We start from the raw sequence: 16,387 nt of genomic DNA on the forward strand, positions 1-16,387 counted from the left end.
AGAGTTTAAATCCGGCTGGGGAATTTTATTTTTTAGAGTAAAGTAGGTCACTATTTTTCAATGGTTAAATCCTGTTCAGTGTTTAGGTAGTATTCTTGATCATAAACTTTAATTTTTATTTCATTTCCGTTTTCTAACGCAAAGCTTACTTTCTGTTGACAAACATCTACCTTAATTCTCCGGCCTCTGAACATTATCATAAAGTCATATCCATTCCAGGCCTTCGGTAAAAATGGCCTAAAAGAAATTTCGTCATTTTTAATCTCAAAACCCGCAAAGCCTTTAATAATTGACATCCAGGTACCAGCCATACTGGTAATGTGCAGACCATCATCTGTATCTGTATTATAGTTATCCAGGTCAAGGCGGGCTGTACGCAAATAAAGCTGATAAGCTTTTTCTTCCCTTTCCAGATCAGCAGCCAGAATAGAGTATATACAGGGTGAAAGAGAAGATTCATGGACTGTTCTGGGTTCATAAAAATCGTAATGGCGAGCAACACTGTTTTGATCAAAATCTTCCTTAAAGTAATAGATGCCCTGCATTACATCGGCCTGTTTTATATAGGGAGAGCGCAGAATTTTATCCCAGGACCAGTTTTTATGAAGCGGTATATCTTCTTCTTTAAGATCAGAAACTAATTTTTGTTCTTTATCAAGATATCCATCCTGTTGGGCATAAATATCATATTCATCAAGGTAGGGATAATACATTTTCTCAGATATTTCCTGCCACAATTCCAGTTCAGAAGCTTTAAGATCCAGTTCGGTAAGCCAGTGCTGATACTTGTCTGGATCATTTTCCTTTAATTTTTTTAGTTCATTAAGTGTATATTTCAGGGTCCAGACTGCAATTCGATTTGTATACCAGTTATTATTTACATTATTTTCATACTCATTTGGTCCCGTCACTCCCAGTATCATGTATTTTTCTTTTCGGGGATTAAAGTGAGATCGATCGGCCCAGAATCTGGAGATTTGTGCCAGAACAGGTATCCCATATTCTTTAATATATTTATCATCACCTGTATAATCTACATAATCTTTAATGGCATGTGCAATTGCTCCATTACGGTGGATTTCCTCAAAAGTAATTTCCCATTCATTATGGCATTCCTCACCATTAATTGTAACCATTGGATAGAGAGCACCGTCCAGCCCTAGTTTATCAGCGTTTTCAACAGCTTTTTCCAGATGACGGTATCTGTATAATAATAAGTTGCGGGCAACATCCTCACTGTGTGTAGAGAGGTAAAAGGGCAGACAGTAAGCCTCAGTATCCCAGTAAGTTAAACCTCCATATTTTTCGCCAGTAAAGCCCTTAGGCCCAATATTTAAGCGAGGATCATGGCCGGTATAGGTCTGATTTAAGTGAAAAATATTAAAACGAATTCCCTGCTGGGCTTCAGGATCACCGTCAATTTTAATATCACTTTCCTGCCAGATTTTAGCCCAGGCATCCCTGTGTTCAGCAAATAACTCATCATAACCCCGGATGGCAGCTTCGGAGACTTTATTTTCTGCTTTCTCTTTTACCTGATCAGCCTGATAATCGCGACTGGTGCAGACTGCTATATATTTATTGAGCTCAATATTTTCTCCTGCTTCTGCCCGGAAGGTAATTTTATTACCTACATAATTCTCATTACCAGGTCCGGTTAATAGTTTTACTTCTCTATCGTTTTTGTTTAATTCCCAATCCATGGCTGTTGAAACTACAAAATTAGATTTTCTAGTTTTCATAGTTAGACTGGCTTTACCTTTCTTATTTGTTTTTTTCAGTCCCTCCCAGAAAAACTCATCATAGTTTGCATCTTCATTTTTAACATCACCATCAAGATAAGGAGTCAATTCTATTTTTACTTTTCTATCAAGAGATCGTACTCTGTATTTCAGAGCAGCCAGCTCTTTATTTTTCTGATCTAAAAAGCGCCTTTCAACAATTTCCACTTTATTACCTTCCAGATTAACAGTAAAAGAACGTTCTAGATAGGCCTCTTTCATATTTAATACTCTTTTAAAATCACTGAATTCAATTTTATTTAAATCAATTTGCTGACCATCTATTTTTAAGTCAAGTCCGATAAAGTTGGTGGCATTTGCAATTTTGGCAAAGTACTCAGGATAACCGTTTTTCCACCAGCCAACAATAGTTTTGTCAGGATAATATACTCCAGCAATATATGTACCCTGCAGGGTATCTCCACTGTATTTTTCAGCAAAATTACCACGCAGTCCCATATGACCATTACCAAGGCTCATTACACTTTCTGTAACTCTGTTGTAATCTTTATCAAAACCATTTTCAATAACTTTCCACTCATCAACTTCAAAATATTTTCTCATAATTCACACCTGCCTTTCAGCTAAATTATATCAGATTGATTAGTATTTTGAAAGTGCTTCCAAATTATACAGCGTTCTTTTAATAAAAATTTAATTGGCTGCTTGATTTTAAAGAAAGAAAAATGAATTAATTGTCCCTCAAATTTGCTTCTTTACTTTCAATTTTCTCCAATCTATTGTATGATATAAATAATAATGATAATAATTACTGGGGGGGTTAATAATGATTATTGATTTTTTAAGTGGACAATCGCCTATTATGCAGGCGCTTTTTGCAACTTTATTTACCTGGTTTGTTACTGCTCTGGGAGCAGGAATAGTTTTCTTTTTTAATAATGTTGACCGGAGAATTCTTGATAGTATGCTTGGTTTTGCCTCAGGTGTGATGATAGCTGCCAGTTTTTGGTCACTGCTTGCTCCTGCAATAGAAACTGCTGAAAATCAGGGAGTACCTGGCTGGATTCCAGCTGTTGTTGGATTTTTATTGGGAGGAATATTTTTACGTCTTGTTGATGCTGTCTTACCACACTTACACCCTGCTCTGGCTAATAGTGAGCCTGAGGGTATTAAAACTAAATGGCAGCGAAGTGTTTTGCTGGTGCTGGCAGTTACCTTACATAATTTTCCCGAAGGTCTTGCAGTAGGTGTTGCTTTTGGAGCGGTAGCTTCTAATATACCATCTGCTTCTCTGGCCGGTGCGGTTGCTCTTGCAGTTGGAATCGGACTGCAGAATTTTCCAGAAGGCGCTGCAGTATCAATACCTTTAAAAAGAGAAGGGCTTTCTTCCAAAAAGAGCTTTATGTATGGACAATTTTCTGGTGCTGTTGAACCAGTAGCGGGAGTTCTGGGGGCGGCGGCAGTATATTATATGAGACCAATTTTACCTTATGCTCTTGCTTTTGCAGCTGGTGCAATGATTTTTGTAGTGGGAGAAGAGTTAATACCAGAAGCTAACTCAGAAGGCAACAGTCACCTGGCTACGACTGGTTTGATGTTAGGTTTTGCCGTGATGATGTTTTTAGATGTTTCGCTTGGATAATTTTGAAATACGATTGTGTTATTAATAATTTGAAAATTGCTTAAGCAGATAATTTTTTCTTGACTTATTTAAATTATTCAGTTATAATGAAAAAAATTCGAGATGAGAAGAGCCCAGATTAGTAGAGAAGAGTTAGAGATGAGATTAGATGAGTAAATATGAAATTAACGGGCCAGGTTTATAGCTATTTATAAACGTGGCTTTTTTGTTTTAGCCAGAGAATGATTTGAACTTATTGCTTCAAATCATGACTAAAACACAAATTTAAATATCTAAAAATCTCTTGCTAATAACTATGGTCAGGCTTTTAATTAAGCTCTGGCCGTTTTTTGATTTCGGGGCAGAAAACTGAAATAAGTTAGAGGGGGAGTAAGATGAAAACTAAGGCTGAATTTCTAGAGTTAACTACAGAATACAATCTGATTCCAATTTATGAGGAGTTTATTGCAGATGTTGAGACACCAATTTCTCTGTACAAAAAGCTGGCTTTAAATAAGGATTATAGCTATCTCTTGGAGAGTTCGGAAAATGATCGCTATTCTTTTATTGGGCTTAAACCGGCAGCAGTCTTAAAAAACTATGATCAGCATTTAGAAGTGATTAGAGATGGTAAAAAAGAAAAATTAAGTGGTCAGGAAATTGTACCTTATCTGCAGCAGCAGCTTAATGAACTGAGGGTTTATGAAGACGAAAAGCTGCCTCCTTTTTCTGGAGGGTTTGTTGGTTATTTTAATTATGAAATGATAGAGAAATGGGAAGATATTTATCATCTGGAGGCAGATAGAGAGCTGAAAAAAGATAATACACCTTTAAGTCTGCTGGTAATGACCAGGATAATAATCGCCTATGATCACCTACACAATACAGTTAAAATTATAAACAACTTAAAAGTTGATCAAAACTTAAGCTTAAAGCAGAAAGAAAAAATTTACCGGCAGGCAAAAGAAGAAATTAAAAAAGTGAAAACAGAAATTGAAAATACTGAATCAAAATTACAGCAGCCAGCAGTAAAATCGGTTCTTAATAATTCTAAAAAATTAAAGTCAAATACTGAAAAAGAGGAATTTAAAAAAATGGTGGAGAAAGCAAAAGAGCATATTAAAGCCGGAGATATTTTTCAGATTGTGCTGTCTCAGAAATTTTCTATAGAAAATGACCTGCCTCCATTTAAAATTTACCGGGCTTTAAGATCTATAAACCCTTCCCCCTATTCTTTTTATTTGAACTTTCCTGAAATAAGAATCATTGGTTCCTCACCTGAAGTTCTGGTAAGAGTTAGAGATCAAAGGGTGCTGACCCGACCTCTGGCAGGGACCAGGCGCAGAGGTAAAGACAGTAAAGAAGATCAAGAATTAAAGCTGGATTTGCTCAGTGATGAAAAAGAAAAAGCAGAACACACGATGCTTTTGGATTTAGGCCGTAATGATTTAAGCAGGATTGCGGCAAAGGGAAGTGTAGAAGTTACAGAATTAATGGAAGTAGAATTTTATTCTAAAGTGATGCATATTGTTTCTCAGGTGGAAGCAGATTTGCGTGAGGGACTGGACAGTCTTGATGTTTTAAAAGCTGTTTTTCCGGCCGGTACAGTTTCCGGAGCTCCAAAAATTAAAGCAGTTGAACTGATTGATCAGCTGGAAAAAGAAGCGCGGGGAGTATATGCGGGTACAGTTGCTTATTTAAGTTTTAATGGAAATCTGGACAGCTGTATTACAATTAGAACCTTTTCTTTAGTAGACGGAAAACTTAACTTACAGGTCGGAGCAGGAATTGTTGCTGATTCTGATCCAGTAAAAGAATATCAGGAAACACTTAACAAGGGCCGGGCATTGTTTGACGCTCTCAAAGTGGTAAGAGAGGATGGTATCCGTGATTTTAGTAATTGATAATTATGATTCCTTTACCTATAATCTGGTTCATCTGCTGGAAGAGTTTGATGAGGTTAAAGTGTTGAGAAATGATAAACTTTCTGTTGAGGACATAGAAATTATGGCACCTGATAAAATTATAATTTCTCCGGGACCGGGAAGGCCAGATGATGCAGGAATTTCAAAAAAAATAATAGAATATTTTAAAGATAAGATTGATATTTTGGGAGTCTGTCTTGGCCATCAGTGTATTGGAGAGGTTTTTGGCTCTCAAGTAGTAAAGGCTGATCAAATTGTGCATGGAAAAGTTTCAGCAATAAAAAAAATAAGAGAGGAAAGATTATTTAAGGGGATTGAAGATGGCTTTCTGGCTACCCGCTATCATTCCCTAATAGTTAAAAAAGCAGGTCTGAGCGCTGAGCTTGAGGTGCTGGCAGAAAGTGAAGAAGGAGAAATAATGGCTTTAAAGCATAAAAATTATCCTGTTTATGGTGTTCAGTTTCATCCGGAATCAATTTTGACCGAGGCTGGCAGACAGCTGATAAAAAATTTTCTTAACGTAAAGTGAGCTGAGATGAGATAAGATAAGTATAACTAGAGGAGGAGAGAAAATGTTTAACAAACATTTAGATAAAGTAGTGAGCAGAGAGAATTTAAGTTTAGAAGAGATGGAAGAGGCCATGACAATGGTAATGGAGGGCAAGACTACTGATAGTCAGCTGGCAGGATTTTTAGTTGGGTTAAGAATGAAAGGTGAAACTATTGATGAAATAACTGGTGCAGCCAGTGTAATGCGCAGTAAAGCAGCTGCAGTGAAAACTAAAAGCAAAAATTTAATTGACAGCTGTGGAACTGGAGGAGATGAAAAAGGAACCTTTAATATTTCCACGACCACAGCAATTGTTATGGCAGCTGGAGGCTTAAATGTCGCCAAACACGGCAATCGTTCTGTATCTTCAAAAAGCGGCAGTGCTGATCTGCTGGAGGCACTGGGAGTAAAAATTGATTTATCACCAGAAGCAGCTGGTAAATGTCTGGATCAGGTCGGAATTTCATTTCTGTTTGCACCTCATTTTCATCAGGCAATGAAATATGCTGTTGGTCCCCGGAGAGAACTGGGCCTGAGAACAATTTTTAATGTTCTGGGACCCCTCACCAATCCAGCCCAGGCTGATTATCAGGTTCTTGGAGTTTACAAGGAAGAACTGGTAATGCCGCTGGCCCATGTACTTAAAAATCTTGGTTTGAAATCAGCAATGGTTGTTCACGGTGCTGGTGGGGTGGATGAGCTTTCACTGGCTGGGGAAAACAAAACTGCTTATTTAAAAGATGGAGCAGTCAAAGAATTTAACTTCAGTCCGGCAGAAGCTGGTCTGAAAACTGCAGCTATTGATGAAATTTTAGGCGGCAGTCCGAAAGAAAATAAAGAAATTACACTTGCTATATTAAAAGGTAAAAAAGGACCTAAAAGAGATGTAATTCTGCTTAATTCTGCTGCAGCCTTTCTGGTTGAAGATAAAGTTAATGATTTAAAAGAGGGTGTTAAACTGGCGGCAGAACTAATAGACAGCGGTCAGGCATTAAAGAAGTTAGAAGATCTTATTAACTGCAGCAATTCAGTGGTGGTGTAGTGATGATATTAGATAAAATAATTTTGGAGAAGAAAAAAGAAGTAGATAATTTAAAAAAACCGAGATATTCTCTTAAAAAAAAGCTGGCTCAGGACAAAATTTCTCTGCTGGCAGAAATTAAAAAAGCATCTCCCAGCAGAGGTATAATTCAGCCTGATTTTAAGCCTGAAGCACAGCTTAAGGCTTATGAGAAAGCTGGAGCAGATGGAATTTCAATTTTAACTGATCAAAAGTTTTTTCAGGGGAGTAATGAGATTTTAAGAGAGATGAGAAAGCTGACTGAGCTGCCGATTCTGCGTAAAGAATTTATTATTGATCCTCTGCAGCTTTATGAGAGTTTTTTTATCGGGGCAGATGTAGTCCTTTTAATAGCTGCTGTGCTCAGTGACCGGAGATTGAAAGAACTTCTGGCTCTCTGCAGTGAGCTCAAAATGGAAGCTCTGGTTGAAGTTCATAATCGTGAAGAACTGCAGAGGGTCTGCGCGACTGAAGCTGAGATTATAGGTATCAATAATCGGGACTTAAATGATTTTAGTGTTGATCTTAAAACAACCGCTGAACTAACAGCTGAGCTAGAAAAAAAGAAACTTAGAGATGATTATTACTTGATTGCAGAAAGTGGTATCAAAAAAAGAGAAGATATTGATTTTCTAAAGGATATTGGAGTTGATGGAGTTCTGATTGGAGAGACATTGATGAGGGCAGAAGATCCAAAAACTAAAGTCAACGAATTGGGGTTGGGGTGAGAAATTAATGTTAGAAAATCGAACAATGATTAAAGTTTGTGGAATGACACGGAGAGAAGACATTAAATTTGCAGCCAATATTGGAGTTGATGCAGTAGGCTTTATACTTGCTGAAAGTTCAAGGCAGGTCAGTCTCAGCAGGGTTCGAAAACTTATAGATGACTGTCCTCCCTTTATCAGCAGGGTTGCGGTTGTTGTTAATCCAACTAAAAATGAGATTAAGGAGATTACAGATAGCCGCCTGTTTGACTATATTCAGTTTCACGGCAGTGAAGAAGTCGAATTAATTAAGAATACTCCCTTAAAAAGTATTAAAGCTATTTCTATTGCTGGAGAAGAAGACTTAAAAGAGCTTGAAAAATATAAAGAAGCCGCTGACTTTTTACTTTTTGACACAAAAATTGGCAGCCAGACCGGAGGCACGGGAGAAAGTTTTGACTGGTCTTTAATTAGTAATCTAAAAATTCCATATATACTTGCCGGTGGACTGGGACCTAAAAATATAAAAGAAGCCTTAACTAAACTTAATCCAACTGCAGTAGATATTAACAGTAGAGTCGAAAATGAACCGGGTAAGAAAAATCATCGGCTGCTGAAAGAGATTGTAGAAAAAATTAAGAATTTCAAGCCCAGATTTGAGGCAAAAATAAAGTTAAGGACAGATTAATGACAGTTTTTTTATTTAAATATTTTTCTTATAAAGCTGAAAGGAGTAGAGAAGATGAGCAGAGGATATTTTAAAGAATTTGGGGGGCGTTTTGTCCCGGAAACTCTAATGCCAGCCTTAGATGAGCTGGAAGAAGTTTATTTAGAGATGAAAGATGATCCCGATTTTGTTAATGAATTAAAGTCACTGCTGGCTGATTACAGCGGCCGGCCGACTTCTTTATATTATGCTGAACAGCTTACCAGTTACTATGGAGGAGCAAAGATTTATTTAAAGCGTGAAGATTTAAATCATACTGGAGCACATAAAATTAATAATACTCTCGGTCAGATACTGCTGGCCAGAAAAATGGGTAAAAAGCGAATTATTGCTGAAACAGGTGCCGGACAGCATGGTGTAGCAACAGCAACAGTGGCAGCCAGATTTAATCTGGAGTGTGAAATTTATATGGGGGCAGAAGATATCGAGCGTCAGGCGCTTAATGTCTACAAGATGGAAATGCTGGGAGCAGAGGTTATTCCGGTCACCAGCGGTACTCAGACTTTAAAAGATGCAACAAATGAAGCAATTCGAGACTGGGTTACAAATGTTGAAGATACGCATTATATCATTGGCTCAGTAGTTGGTCCCCATCCCTATCCTGAGATGGTTCGGGATTTTCAGCGAATTATTGGAGATGAATGCAGAGAGCAGATCAAGGAAAAAGAAGGTAGACTGCCGGATTATATTTTAGCCTGTGTTGGTGGTGGCAGTAATGCAATGGGAATATTTTATCCTTTTGTTGATGATCAGGAAGTTAATTTAATTGGAATTGAAGCTTCCGGAAAAGGAATTGATAGTGGCCAGCATGCAGCAACTTTGTCTGCCGGCAGAGTCGGAGTTTTACACGGCAGCAAATCTTATCTGCTGCAGGATGATGATGGGCAGGTAATACCAGCCTACTCAATTTCTGCCGGGCTCGATTATCCAGGTGTGGGTCCTGAGCACAGTTATTTAAAGTCAATTAATCGAGTGGATTATCAGGCAGCAACTGATATGGAGGCAGTGGCAGCTTTTAAACTTTTAAGTGAAAAAGAAGGTATTATACCTGCGCTGGAGAGCTCACATGCACTCTCTTATTTGGAAAAACTTGCTCCAGAGCTGGCAGAAGACCAGATCATTGTAGTTAACCTTTCTGGGCGTGGAGATAAAGATATTAATAACTTTAAGAAGATCAGGGAGGCAGAAAATAATGAATAAAATTTCAGCACAATTTAAAGGAAAAAAACCGCTGGTTACTTATATTAGTGGTGGTGATCCAAGTCTGGAGATGACGGAAAAGTTGATTTACAGGCTTCAGGCTGAAGGGGCAGATATTATTGAGCTGGGAATTCCTTTTTCTGATCCTCTGGCTGATGGACCTGTGATTCAGGAAGCTTCACAGCGGGCTCTAAGAGGTGGTACTACTCTAAAGAAATTGATTGCAAAGATTGATCAAATTCAGAATCAGGTTGAGGTGCCGCTGATACTCATGGGTTATTATAATTCAGTCTTAAATTATGGAGAGGAAGAATTTGCCTATGATATTGCTGAAGCAGGAATTTCAGGAGTAATTATTCCTGATTTGCCAGCAGATGAAAAAGCCGAACTTTCTCGATATCTGGCGCGGTCTGGAGTCTCGCAGATTATGCTGGTAACCCCCAATACCTCAGAACAGCGTTTAAAAAAAATTACAGCTAAAAGTTCAGGTTTTCTTTACTGTGTGGCTCATCTGGGTACTACTGGTGATGATCAGCAGGGTGTTTATCCAGAACTGGAAAACTATCTGGAACGGGTGCGTAACTCAGCAGGAGAACTTCCGCTGGGACTTGGTTTTGGTATTGATGGTCCGGAAAAAGTAAAGAAAATAATTGATTATCCAGATGGAATTATTATTGGCAGTGCGCTGATTAAGCAAATTCAGGCCGGGGATAAAGAAAAAGAGATGTTGGATAATGCTGGTGAATTTGTTAGGTCTATCAAAAAAGCGATAAATTAGTTATTGTCAGGCAGGAGTATCAGAAGTTAAAGTGAGAGTAATGAAGAGGAAATTAAAGAGTAAAAGCCAGATTGAGGTTCACCTCAGTCTGGCTTTCTTTTTGTATATTGACTTATTTTTATTTAAATCCTGAATTTATTTACTGCATTTGAAAGTTCCTGAGCCATGTTTGCAAGGTTCTGAGCTGAATTTACAATTTCTTCTGTGGAAGCACTCTGTTCTTCACTGGCAGCAGCAACTTCTTCTGCATTGCTTGCTGCTGTCTGGCTGACTGCTGCAATCTGTTTTACTGCAGATTCTACTTCATTACTGTTAATTTTCATTTTTTCGCTCTGGTTGCCTATGTTTTCTATTATATTGTTTAAAACAGAGGCTGCCTGGCGAATGTCATCAAATGACTTACCGCTTTCTTCAATAGAATTTACACTTGTATCTACGGCTTCTTCTGTCTCTTTCATATTTTTAACTGAAACTTCTACATCTTTCTGGATTCCACCAATTAGTTCTGAAATTTCGTCTGTTGCCTCACCAGACTGTTCAGCTAGTTCTCTTATTTCATCTGCAACTACACTAAAACCTCTTCCAGCTTCTCCAGCTCTTGCTGCCTCAATGGCTGCGTTTAGGGCGAGAAGATTTGTCTGAGCAGAGATATCTTTAATTAGCTGAACTATTTCACCGATTCTTTTTGAGGAATCTGCAAGAGAATCTATAGCATTGGCTACATTATTCGAATTTTTCTTAAGTTTATTGACCTCGGTTACAGAATTTTCTATAGATCTGTCACCTATCTCAATATTATCTGTAACTTCTCCTGCTTTTCTGTTCATCGCTTCCGAAGAACTGTTTACCATTTTAATCTGGCCTGTCAGCTCATCAAGTAGAGCACTGGTTTCCTGGGCCTGGGCAGACTGTTCCTCTGCTCCAGATGCTACATCCTGGATTGCTGTCCCAACATGTTCGGCAGAGGCTGACACTTCTTCACCAGAGGCTGAAAGTTCTTCACTGGAAGCAGAAAGATTACCTGAAATATCTATTACCTGGCCGACAAGGGCTTTCAGATTTTTAAGCATATTGTTTAAAGCATCTGATAGTTGGCCTACTTCATCTTGAGTTTTTACTTTTAATTCTGCTATTGAAAGATTACCGTTTGCTATCTCTTCTGCAAATTCTATTGCATTTTTAAGTGGATTTACTACAGAGGAGGTTACTATAAAGACTATAATTGAAGCTATAATAATTGCTATTAAGATTGTAATAAAGATCTTATTTCTATAAGCATCCAGTGCTGTCTGATACTCAGCAGTTGGCAGAGCTGTAACTATTATATAGTCATCATAGGGCATATAATGCTGAAGCAGTTCTTTGCCATCCAGGGTGATAATGTTACTACCCTGCTGCTGATTTAATATTTCATTCCCCCAGCTGTAATCTGCAATATTGCTGCCTATTAAGGCACTGTCCGGATGACTTATTATATTTCCACTTTTGTTTGTTATATAAACATATCCATTTCTTCCGTATTTAGTTGTCTGCGCTGTCCGGGTAATATCTATTTTTGCCAGGATTTGCTGAAGTTCTTCTGGCTGGACACCAATCTGTACAATTCCAGGTTTATCGGTTCTTCCGACACCTATATATTTAAATAACGCACCATCTGTTCCTCTCTGCTGGGGAGCCTGTGCTAGTTCAAATTCTTCATTTTTCAGGCCTTCCAGAAAAGGTTTTGTCTGTTCTGATTCATTAAAGTCAAAACCAACAAAATCTCTAACTGTGGACCATTTTATAACTCCTTTTCCATCAGTCACATGTATTTCTTCTACATTAAGTTCTTTCATTAAAGAATCTACTTTATCCTGAAGCATAGAATCATCTGTTGCTGTTAAATATTGATCTACAGCTCTGGTTATAGTAATTAGATATTTATCTATTGCCTTTTCAGTAAGCTGAGCATTTTCTTTTCTGTCATCTATTATTGTCTTTATTTCTTCCATCTTAGACTTAGCAGTTTCTTCGGTTTGATTCATTATATAATCACGCTGTGTATCATATCCTATATAACCGATGACTGCCATTCCTGTTATTAACACTATAAGTGTTGGTATTAAAAATTTTGCTCTAATCGACTTGAATTTTAATAATTTCATTTTTTAAAATTACTCTCCTTTTTTCTATGAGTTTGATTTAATCATATTTATTAAAAGTCATTTTATTTTACTATTGACTTTTTTCCAGATTCGAACATAATTAGTATAGGGATTTCTTTGCAGAAACTTAAATATCTTTAATTATGATTAGATTCTTTCTGCTTTAATTAAATTCCATATACTCAACAATAGTCATTATTTTAACTAAAACTTTCTTGCTTGTAAAAACTGTGTATGTTTTACTTGGATAAAAAAACCTATATCAACTTTAATGTTGGTTATATTTTAACAAGGATAAATTATATTTATGACTAAATATAGAAATAAGAATTAAAACTGGAGGTCAAAACTATGCAAAAAATAAAAATGGACAAAAGTATTTTTAATGACTTTTACTGGTTGAATAAGCCGGAAGAATATTATTTTGAAAATGCACTGGTAATTGAAACTGAGCCAGAAACAGATTTCTGGCAGCGGACTCACTATGGATTTAGAAATGATAATGGACACGCTTTACTGACTGACCTTGAAGGAGATTTTTCTTTTGCTGCTAAATTTAAATTTGAACCACAGAATAAATATGATCAGTGTGGTATCATGCTCCGGCTGGACAGTGAAAACTGGATTAAAATATCTACAGAATATGAAAATCAGGAAATCAGCAGGCTGGGTTCGGTGGTTACCAATTATGGTTATTCCGACTGGGCCACGGAAGATATAAGTTCAGAAATTAATGCAGTCTGGTATAGAATCAGTAAAAGAGGGAAAGATTTTTTAATTGAAAATTCCTTTGATGGTAGAAAATGGCTGCAGATGAGGATTGCTCACCTGCATCAAGATTTTGAAGAAATTAAAATAGGTGTTTATGCCTGCAGCCCCAGAGAAGATAGTTTTAAAGCAATAATCGAAGAAATGATAATTGATGAGAATCACTGGGAACAGGAATAACTATTTAATTTTTTAAAAGTAAAAAATGTCAGGACTAACACAAATATAATTTAGTTAATAAGAAAAAATTGAGGTGAACTTTAGTGAAAATTAATCTGCTAATTTGTATGTTGTTGATTTTATTTTTTATTTCTACCGGAGTTCTGGCAGCTTCGGAAGCAGAAGTATTAAAAGATATTTTCAATATTGAAAAGGAAAATCTGGAGTCGCTTTTTGCAGCTTCATTTTTAGAACAGGTTTCCCTAAATCAAATTGAAGCAATTGTTAAGCAGTATGGAAGTGTTCTTGGGGCTGTTCAGTCAGCAGAAAAAACTGAAGATGGCTACAGACTTCAGTTTGAAAATGGAACTGTACCGGCTCAGATAAGCTTAAATGAAGAGGGAAAAATAATTAGACTCTGGTTTGGTAATTACAATCTGACTGAAGATAATTTAGATTCTATATTAGCAGAATTAAAAGAGCTTCCAGGTGAGCTTTCAGTTTCAGTAATTAAAAACAATCAGAAAAAAGTTATTTCATATAATGATCAAAAAACTATGGCAGTTGGTTCCAGCTTCAAACTCCATGTTCTAAAAAAATTATATGAGAAAATTGAAGAAAATAATAAAAACTGGAGTGATATAGTAGAATTGGAAACTGAAAATAGGTCATTGCCATCCGGAATTTTACAGGACTGGCCTGCAGGCACACCTTTAACTCTTAGAACATTAAGTAATTTAATGATCTCTCAGAGTGATAATACAGCCACAGATAATTTAATTGATTATTTAGGTAGAACAGAATTAGAAGCAGATTTAACAGAAAGAAATATTCCTTTTTTAAAGACCAGAGAATTTTTTATGCTTAAATTTTCTGATGATGTTCAATTGAGGAAAAATTATCTTAATTCAGATCTAGAAGGCAAAAGAGATATCTTAGCTGAAATTTCAGGGCAGAAGTTTAATAAAATTGAAGTTGGCACTAAACCGATTTTAATTGATCGTCTGGAATGGTTTTTTAGTACTGAAGAGCTAGCAGAGTTAATTTATCAGTTAAGAGAGGCACCAGAGATTAAAATTAATCCTGGGCTGGTTGATAAAAATGAATATTATCTGGCAGGATTTAAAGGTGGTTCAGAGCCGGGAGTGCTGCAGTTTACCCAACTGCTGCAGAGAACCGAAGAATCTGATATTTATGCAGTTTCGGTAACAATTAACAATAGTGAGCAGGAAGTGAAGCAGCAGCAAGTAGCACAACTGACATCCAGATTGATTTCGGCAGTGCTTGAAAAGTAAAATGATTAGATCTTAAGCGCGGGGGAGAGCAAAATGAAGAAACAGAAAGCTGCTTGAATTTTTAGATTAAAATTATTTCGATTGACATCTCTTCTTAAAATGATATAGTTTATTGCAGATAATATATTAGATAAGGAGAGATTAGAATCTATGCACTTAAATACTCAAAAAGAAGAAGAACCGATTAAAACTAACTTTTATTATGGCTGGGTGGTACTGGTGATGGCTGCTCTGGCTTATTTTTTTAGTGGTCCTGGTCAGACCTATTCGATTTCAATATTTATTGATCACTACATAGAAAACTTTGGCTGGAGCCGTTCATTAGTTTCTACCCTTTATTCTGCTGGAACTTTAATTTCCGGTTTGATTTTAACTTATATGGGAAAAAATATTGATAAATTTGGTCACCGTAAAATGATTGTGGTTATTTCAATTTCTCTCGGACTGGCAGCAGTCTGGATGAGCTTTGTTTCTACCCCAGTAATGCTTTTGATTGGATTTTTTCTAATGAGATTTTTTGGTCAGGGCTCACTTGGTCTCTGGCCACAAACTCTGGTACCACACTGGTTTAGATCAAAAAGAGGGCTGGCAATGAGTATCATGGGAATCGGAGGTGTTGTAGGTGCGGCTGTTATTCCACCTTTAAATAATTATTTGATCAACAGCTTTGGATTGAGCGGTGCCTGGCGTTTCTGGACTCTGGCTCTATTTTTGATTATGGCACCTCTGGGCTGGTTCTTTGTCCGCAACCGGCCGGAGAATATTGCTCTGAAAATAGATGGTCTGGATCAAGAGGAGGAAGACAGGGTCAGCGAAAAATTTGCACCTCAGGTACATATCAGCAGTGATCCCTGGACATTAAAAAAAGCAATGAAGACCAAAGAGTTCTGGATGTTAATTTTTATCATTGTTGTGCCGGCAATGGTCAATACGGGGATGACTTTCCATATGGTATCAATAATTGGAGAAAAAGGTTTTAACGCAGCTTTTGCGGCCTATATTTTAAGTATTACTTCTGTTGTAAAATTTCCGCTTACATTTTTAGGTGGCTTTCTGTTAGATCGAGTTAAAGCAAGTTTGATTAAAGCAGTTAATTTTGTTTTACTTGTAATTGCTATATTTTTGTTAATTAAGGCTGATAGTAGAAGTGCATTTTTGATTTATGCAGTGGTGCATGGTTCATTTATGGCTTTTGATGGTGTCAGCACTTCAGTAATTTTACCAAACTATTTTGGTAAAAAACATCTGGGAAGTATTAGAGGTTTCTTTTCTACGGCCATGGTTATTGGTTCTGCCTTAGGTCCGCTCCCTTTTGGACTGGCTTTTGATCATTTTAATGGCTATCGAGAGGTTTTATTATTGATTTTAATATTACCTTTAGCTTCCGTAATAATTTCTTATTTAGCAACTCCACCGGAATATAGAAACTAACTAAGTATTATATAAGATAGGAAAATAAAGAATAAAGGCGAAAGACAAAGAAAATCAAGATTAGATTAAAATAATTATAGATAATCCTTGACAGTATCATTTCAGAATGCTATACTACAGGAGATGGAGAAAAAACAAGTAAGATTTCCATCGTTATTAATTAGGAGGAATTTATTTAATGATTTACACAGGAACAGTTAAGTGGTTTGATGGGAAAAAAGGTTTTGGATTTATTGAAAGAGAAGACGGAGACGACGTGTTCGCACACTTCTCAGCAATT

At 36.8% G+C, this 16,387-nt stretch carries 14 protein-coding genes; 12 read left to right on the forward strand and 2 right to left on the reverse strand.

The genetic code is table 11. The features are described 5' to 3' along the window. Positions 1-50: 50 nt before the first annotated feature. Positions 51-2,345, reverse strand: coding sequence for a family 65 glycosyl hydrolase domain-containing protein (locus BW929_RS12820; protein WP_076545887.1), 2,295 nt, complete (start codon positions 2,343-2,345; stop codon positions 51-53). A 223-nt stretch (positions 2,346-2,568) separates the two neighbouring features. On the opposite strand from BW929_RS12820, the gene BW929_RS12825 reads away from it, so the two are divergent. The 8 genes from BW929_RS12825 (at position 2,569) to trpA (ending at position 10,310) form a co-directional block, all read left to right on the forward strand. After that, positions 2,569-3,384, forward strand: coding sequence for a ZIP family metal transporter (locus tag BW929_RS12825; protein ID WP_076545888.1), 816 nt, complete (start codon positions 2,569-2,571; stop codon positions 3,382-3,384). Between the two features lie 374 nt (positions 3,385-3,758). Further along, positions 3,759-5,267: an anthranilate synthase component I gene (gene trpE, locus BW929_RS12830; protein WP_076545889.1), complete on the forward strand. Its 1,509-nt coding sequence runs from the start codon at positions 3,759-3,761 to the stop codon at positions 5,265-5,267. Continuing rightward, positions 5,251-5,817, forward strand: a complete 567-nt coding sequence (locus tag BW929_RS12835; RefSeq protein ID WP_076545890.1) for an anthranilate synthase component II — start codon at positions 5,251-5,253, stop codon at positions 5,815-5,817. Before trpE ends, BW929_RS12835 begins: the two co-directional genes overlap by 17 nt. A 43-nt stretch (positions 5,818-5,860) precedes the next feature. Further along, positions 5,861-6,880 (forward strand): anthranilate phosphoribosyltransferase, encoded by a 1,020-nt coding sequence (gene trpD / locus BW929_RS12840; protein ID WP_076545891.1) that lies wholly within the window; start codon positions 5,861-5,863, stop codon positions 6,878-6,880. Positions 6,881-6,882: 2 nt separating this feature from the next. Beyond that, entirely contained in the window at positions 6,883-7,626 is a 744-nt protein-coding gene (trpC, locus tag BW929_RS12845) for an indole-3-glycerol phosphate synthase TrpC (RefSeq protein ID WP_076545892.1), read from the forward strand. A 7-nt stretch (positions 7,627-7,633) separates the two neighbouring features. Further along, positions 7,634-8,293: a phosphoribosylanthranilate isomerase gene (locus BW929_RS12850; protein WP_076545893.1), complete on the forward strand. Its 660-nt coding sequence runs from the start codon at positions 7,634-7,636 to the stop codon at positions 8,291-8,293. A gap of 54 nt (positions 8,294-8,347) precedes the next feature. After that, complete coding sequence (trpB, locus tag BW929_RS12855; RefSeq protein ID WP_076545894.1) at positions 8,348-9,532, forward strand: tryptophan synthase subunit beta; 1,185 nt, start codon at positions 8,348-8,350, stop codon at positions 9,530-9,532. Continuing rightward, positions 9,525-10,310 (forward strand): tryptophan synthase subunit alpha, encoded by a 786-nt coding sequence (gene trpA, locus BW929_RS12860; RefSeq protein ID WP_076545895.1) that lies wholly within the window; start codon positions 9,525-9,527, stop codon positions 10,308-10,310. Before trpB ends, trpA begins: the two co-directional genes overlap by 8 nt. A gap of 122 nt (positions 10,311-10,432) precedes the next feature. On the opposite strand, the gene BW929_RS12865 is transcribed toward trpA, so the two are convergent. Further along, entirely contained in the window at positions 10,433-12,454 is a 2,022-nt protein-coding gene (locus BW929_RS12865; RefSeq protein WP_076545896.1) for a methyl-accepting chemotaxis protein, read from the reverse strand. Positions 12,455-12,805: 351 nt separating this feature from the next. On the opposite strand from BW929_RS12865, the gene BW929_RS12870 reads away from it, so the two are divergent. From BW929_RS12870 to BW929_RS12885, 4 genes are all read left to right on the forward strand, one after another. Continuing rightward, positions 12,806-13,402, forward strand: coding sequence for a DUF1349 domain-containing protein (locus tag BW929_RS12870; RefSeq protein ID WP_076545897.1), 597 nt, complete (start codon positions 12,806-12,808; stop codon positions 13,400-13,402). A gap of 83 nt (positions 13,403-13,485) precedes the next feature. Beyond that, positions 13,486-14,676 carry a serine hydrolase gene (locus BW929_RS12875; RefSeq protein ID WP_076545898.1) on the forward strand — a complete coding sequence of 397 codons (1,191 nt, stop codon included), beginning with the start codon at positions 13,486-13,488 and terminating at the stop codon, positions 14,674-14,676. A 150-nt stretch (positions 14,677-14,826) separates the two neighbouring features. Beyond that, positions 14,827-16,107 (forward strand): MFS transporter, encoded by a 1,281-nt coding sequence (locus tag BW929_RS12880; protein ID WP_076545899.1) that lies wholly within the window; start codon positions 14,827-14,829, stop codon positions 16,105-16,107. A gap of 178 nt (positions 16,108-16,285) precedes the next feature. Beyond that, on the forward strand, positions 16,286-16,387 hold a 102-nt coding region (locus BW929_RS12885), incomplete at its 3' end, for a cold shock domain-containing protein (RefSeq protein ID WP_143414047.1).

This window comes from Halanaerobium kushneri, from assembly GCF_900156285.1.
In the GTDB taxonomy this organism is placed as follows: Bacteria; Bacillota; Halanaerobiia; order Halanaerobiales; family Halanaerobiaceae; genus Halanaerobium; species Halanaerobium kushneri.

What these genes read in the sequence shown, in the direction of transcription:
- BW929_RS12820 (WP_076545887.1), bottom strand. Translation starts at nt 2,345, where the DNA reads ATGAGAAAATATTTTGAAGTTGATGAGTGGAAAGTTATTGAAAATGGT.
- BW929_RS12825 (WP_076545888.1), top strand. Translation starts at nt 2,569, where the DNA reads ATGATTATTGATTTTTTAAGTGGACAATCGCCTATTATGCAGGCGCTT.
- trpE (WP_076545889.1), top strand. Translation starts at nt 3,759, where the DNA reads ATGAAAACTAAGGCTGAATTTCTAGAGTTAACTACAGAATACAATCTG.
- trpD (WP_076545891.1), top strand. Translation starts at nt 5,861, where the DNA reads ATGTTTAACAAACATTTAGATAAAGTAGTGAGCAGAGAGAATTTAAGT.
- trpC (WP_076545892.1), top strand. Translation starts at nt 6,883, where the DNA reads ATGATATTAGATAAAATAATTTTGGAGAAGAAAAAAGAAGTAGATAAT.
- BW929_RS12850 (WP_076545893.1), top strand. Translation starts at nt 7,634, where the DNA reads ATGTTAGAAAATCGAACAATGATTAAAGTTTGTGGAATGACACGGAGA.
- trpB (WP_076545894.1), top strand. Translation starts at nt 8,348, where the DNA reads ATGAGCAGAGGATATTTTAAAGAATTTGGGGGGCGTTTTGTCCCGGAA.
- trpA (WP_076545895.1), top strand. Translation starts at nt 9,525, where the DNA reads ATGAATAAAATTTCAGCACAATTTAAAGGAAAAAAACCGCTGGTTACT.
- BW929_RS12865 (WP_076545896.1), bottom strand. Translation starts at nt 12,454, where the DNA reads ATGAAATTATTAAAATTCAAGTCGATTAGAGCAAAATTTTTAATACCA.
- BW929_RS12870 (WP_076545897.1), top strand. Translation starts at nt 12,806, where the DNA reads ATGCAAAAAATAAAAATGGACAAAAGTATTTTTAATGACTTTTACTGG.
- BW929_RS12880 (WP_076545899.1), top strand. Translation starts at nt 14,827, where the DNA reads ATGCACTTAAATACTCAAAAAGAAGAAGAACCGATTAAAACTAACTTT.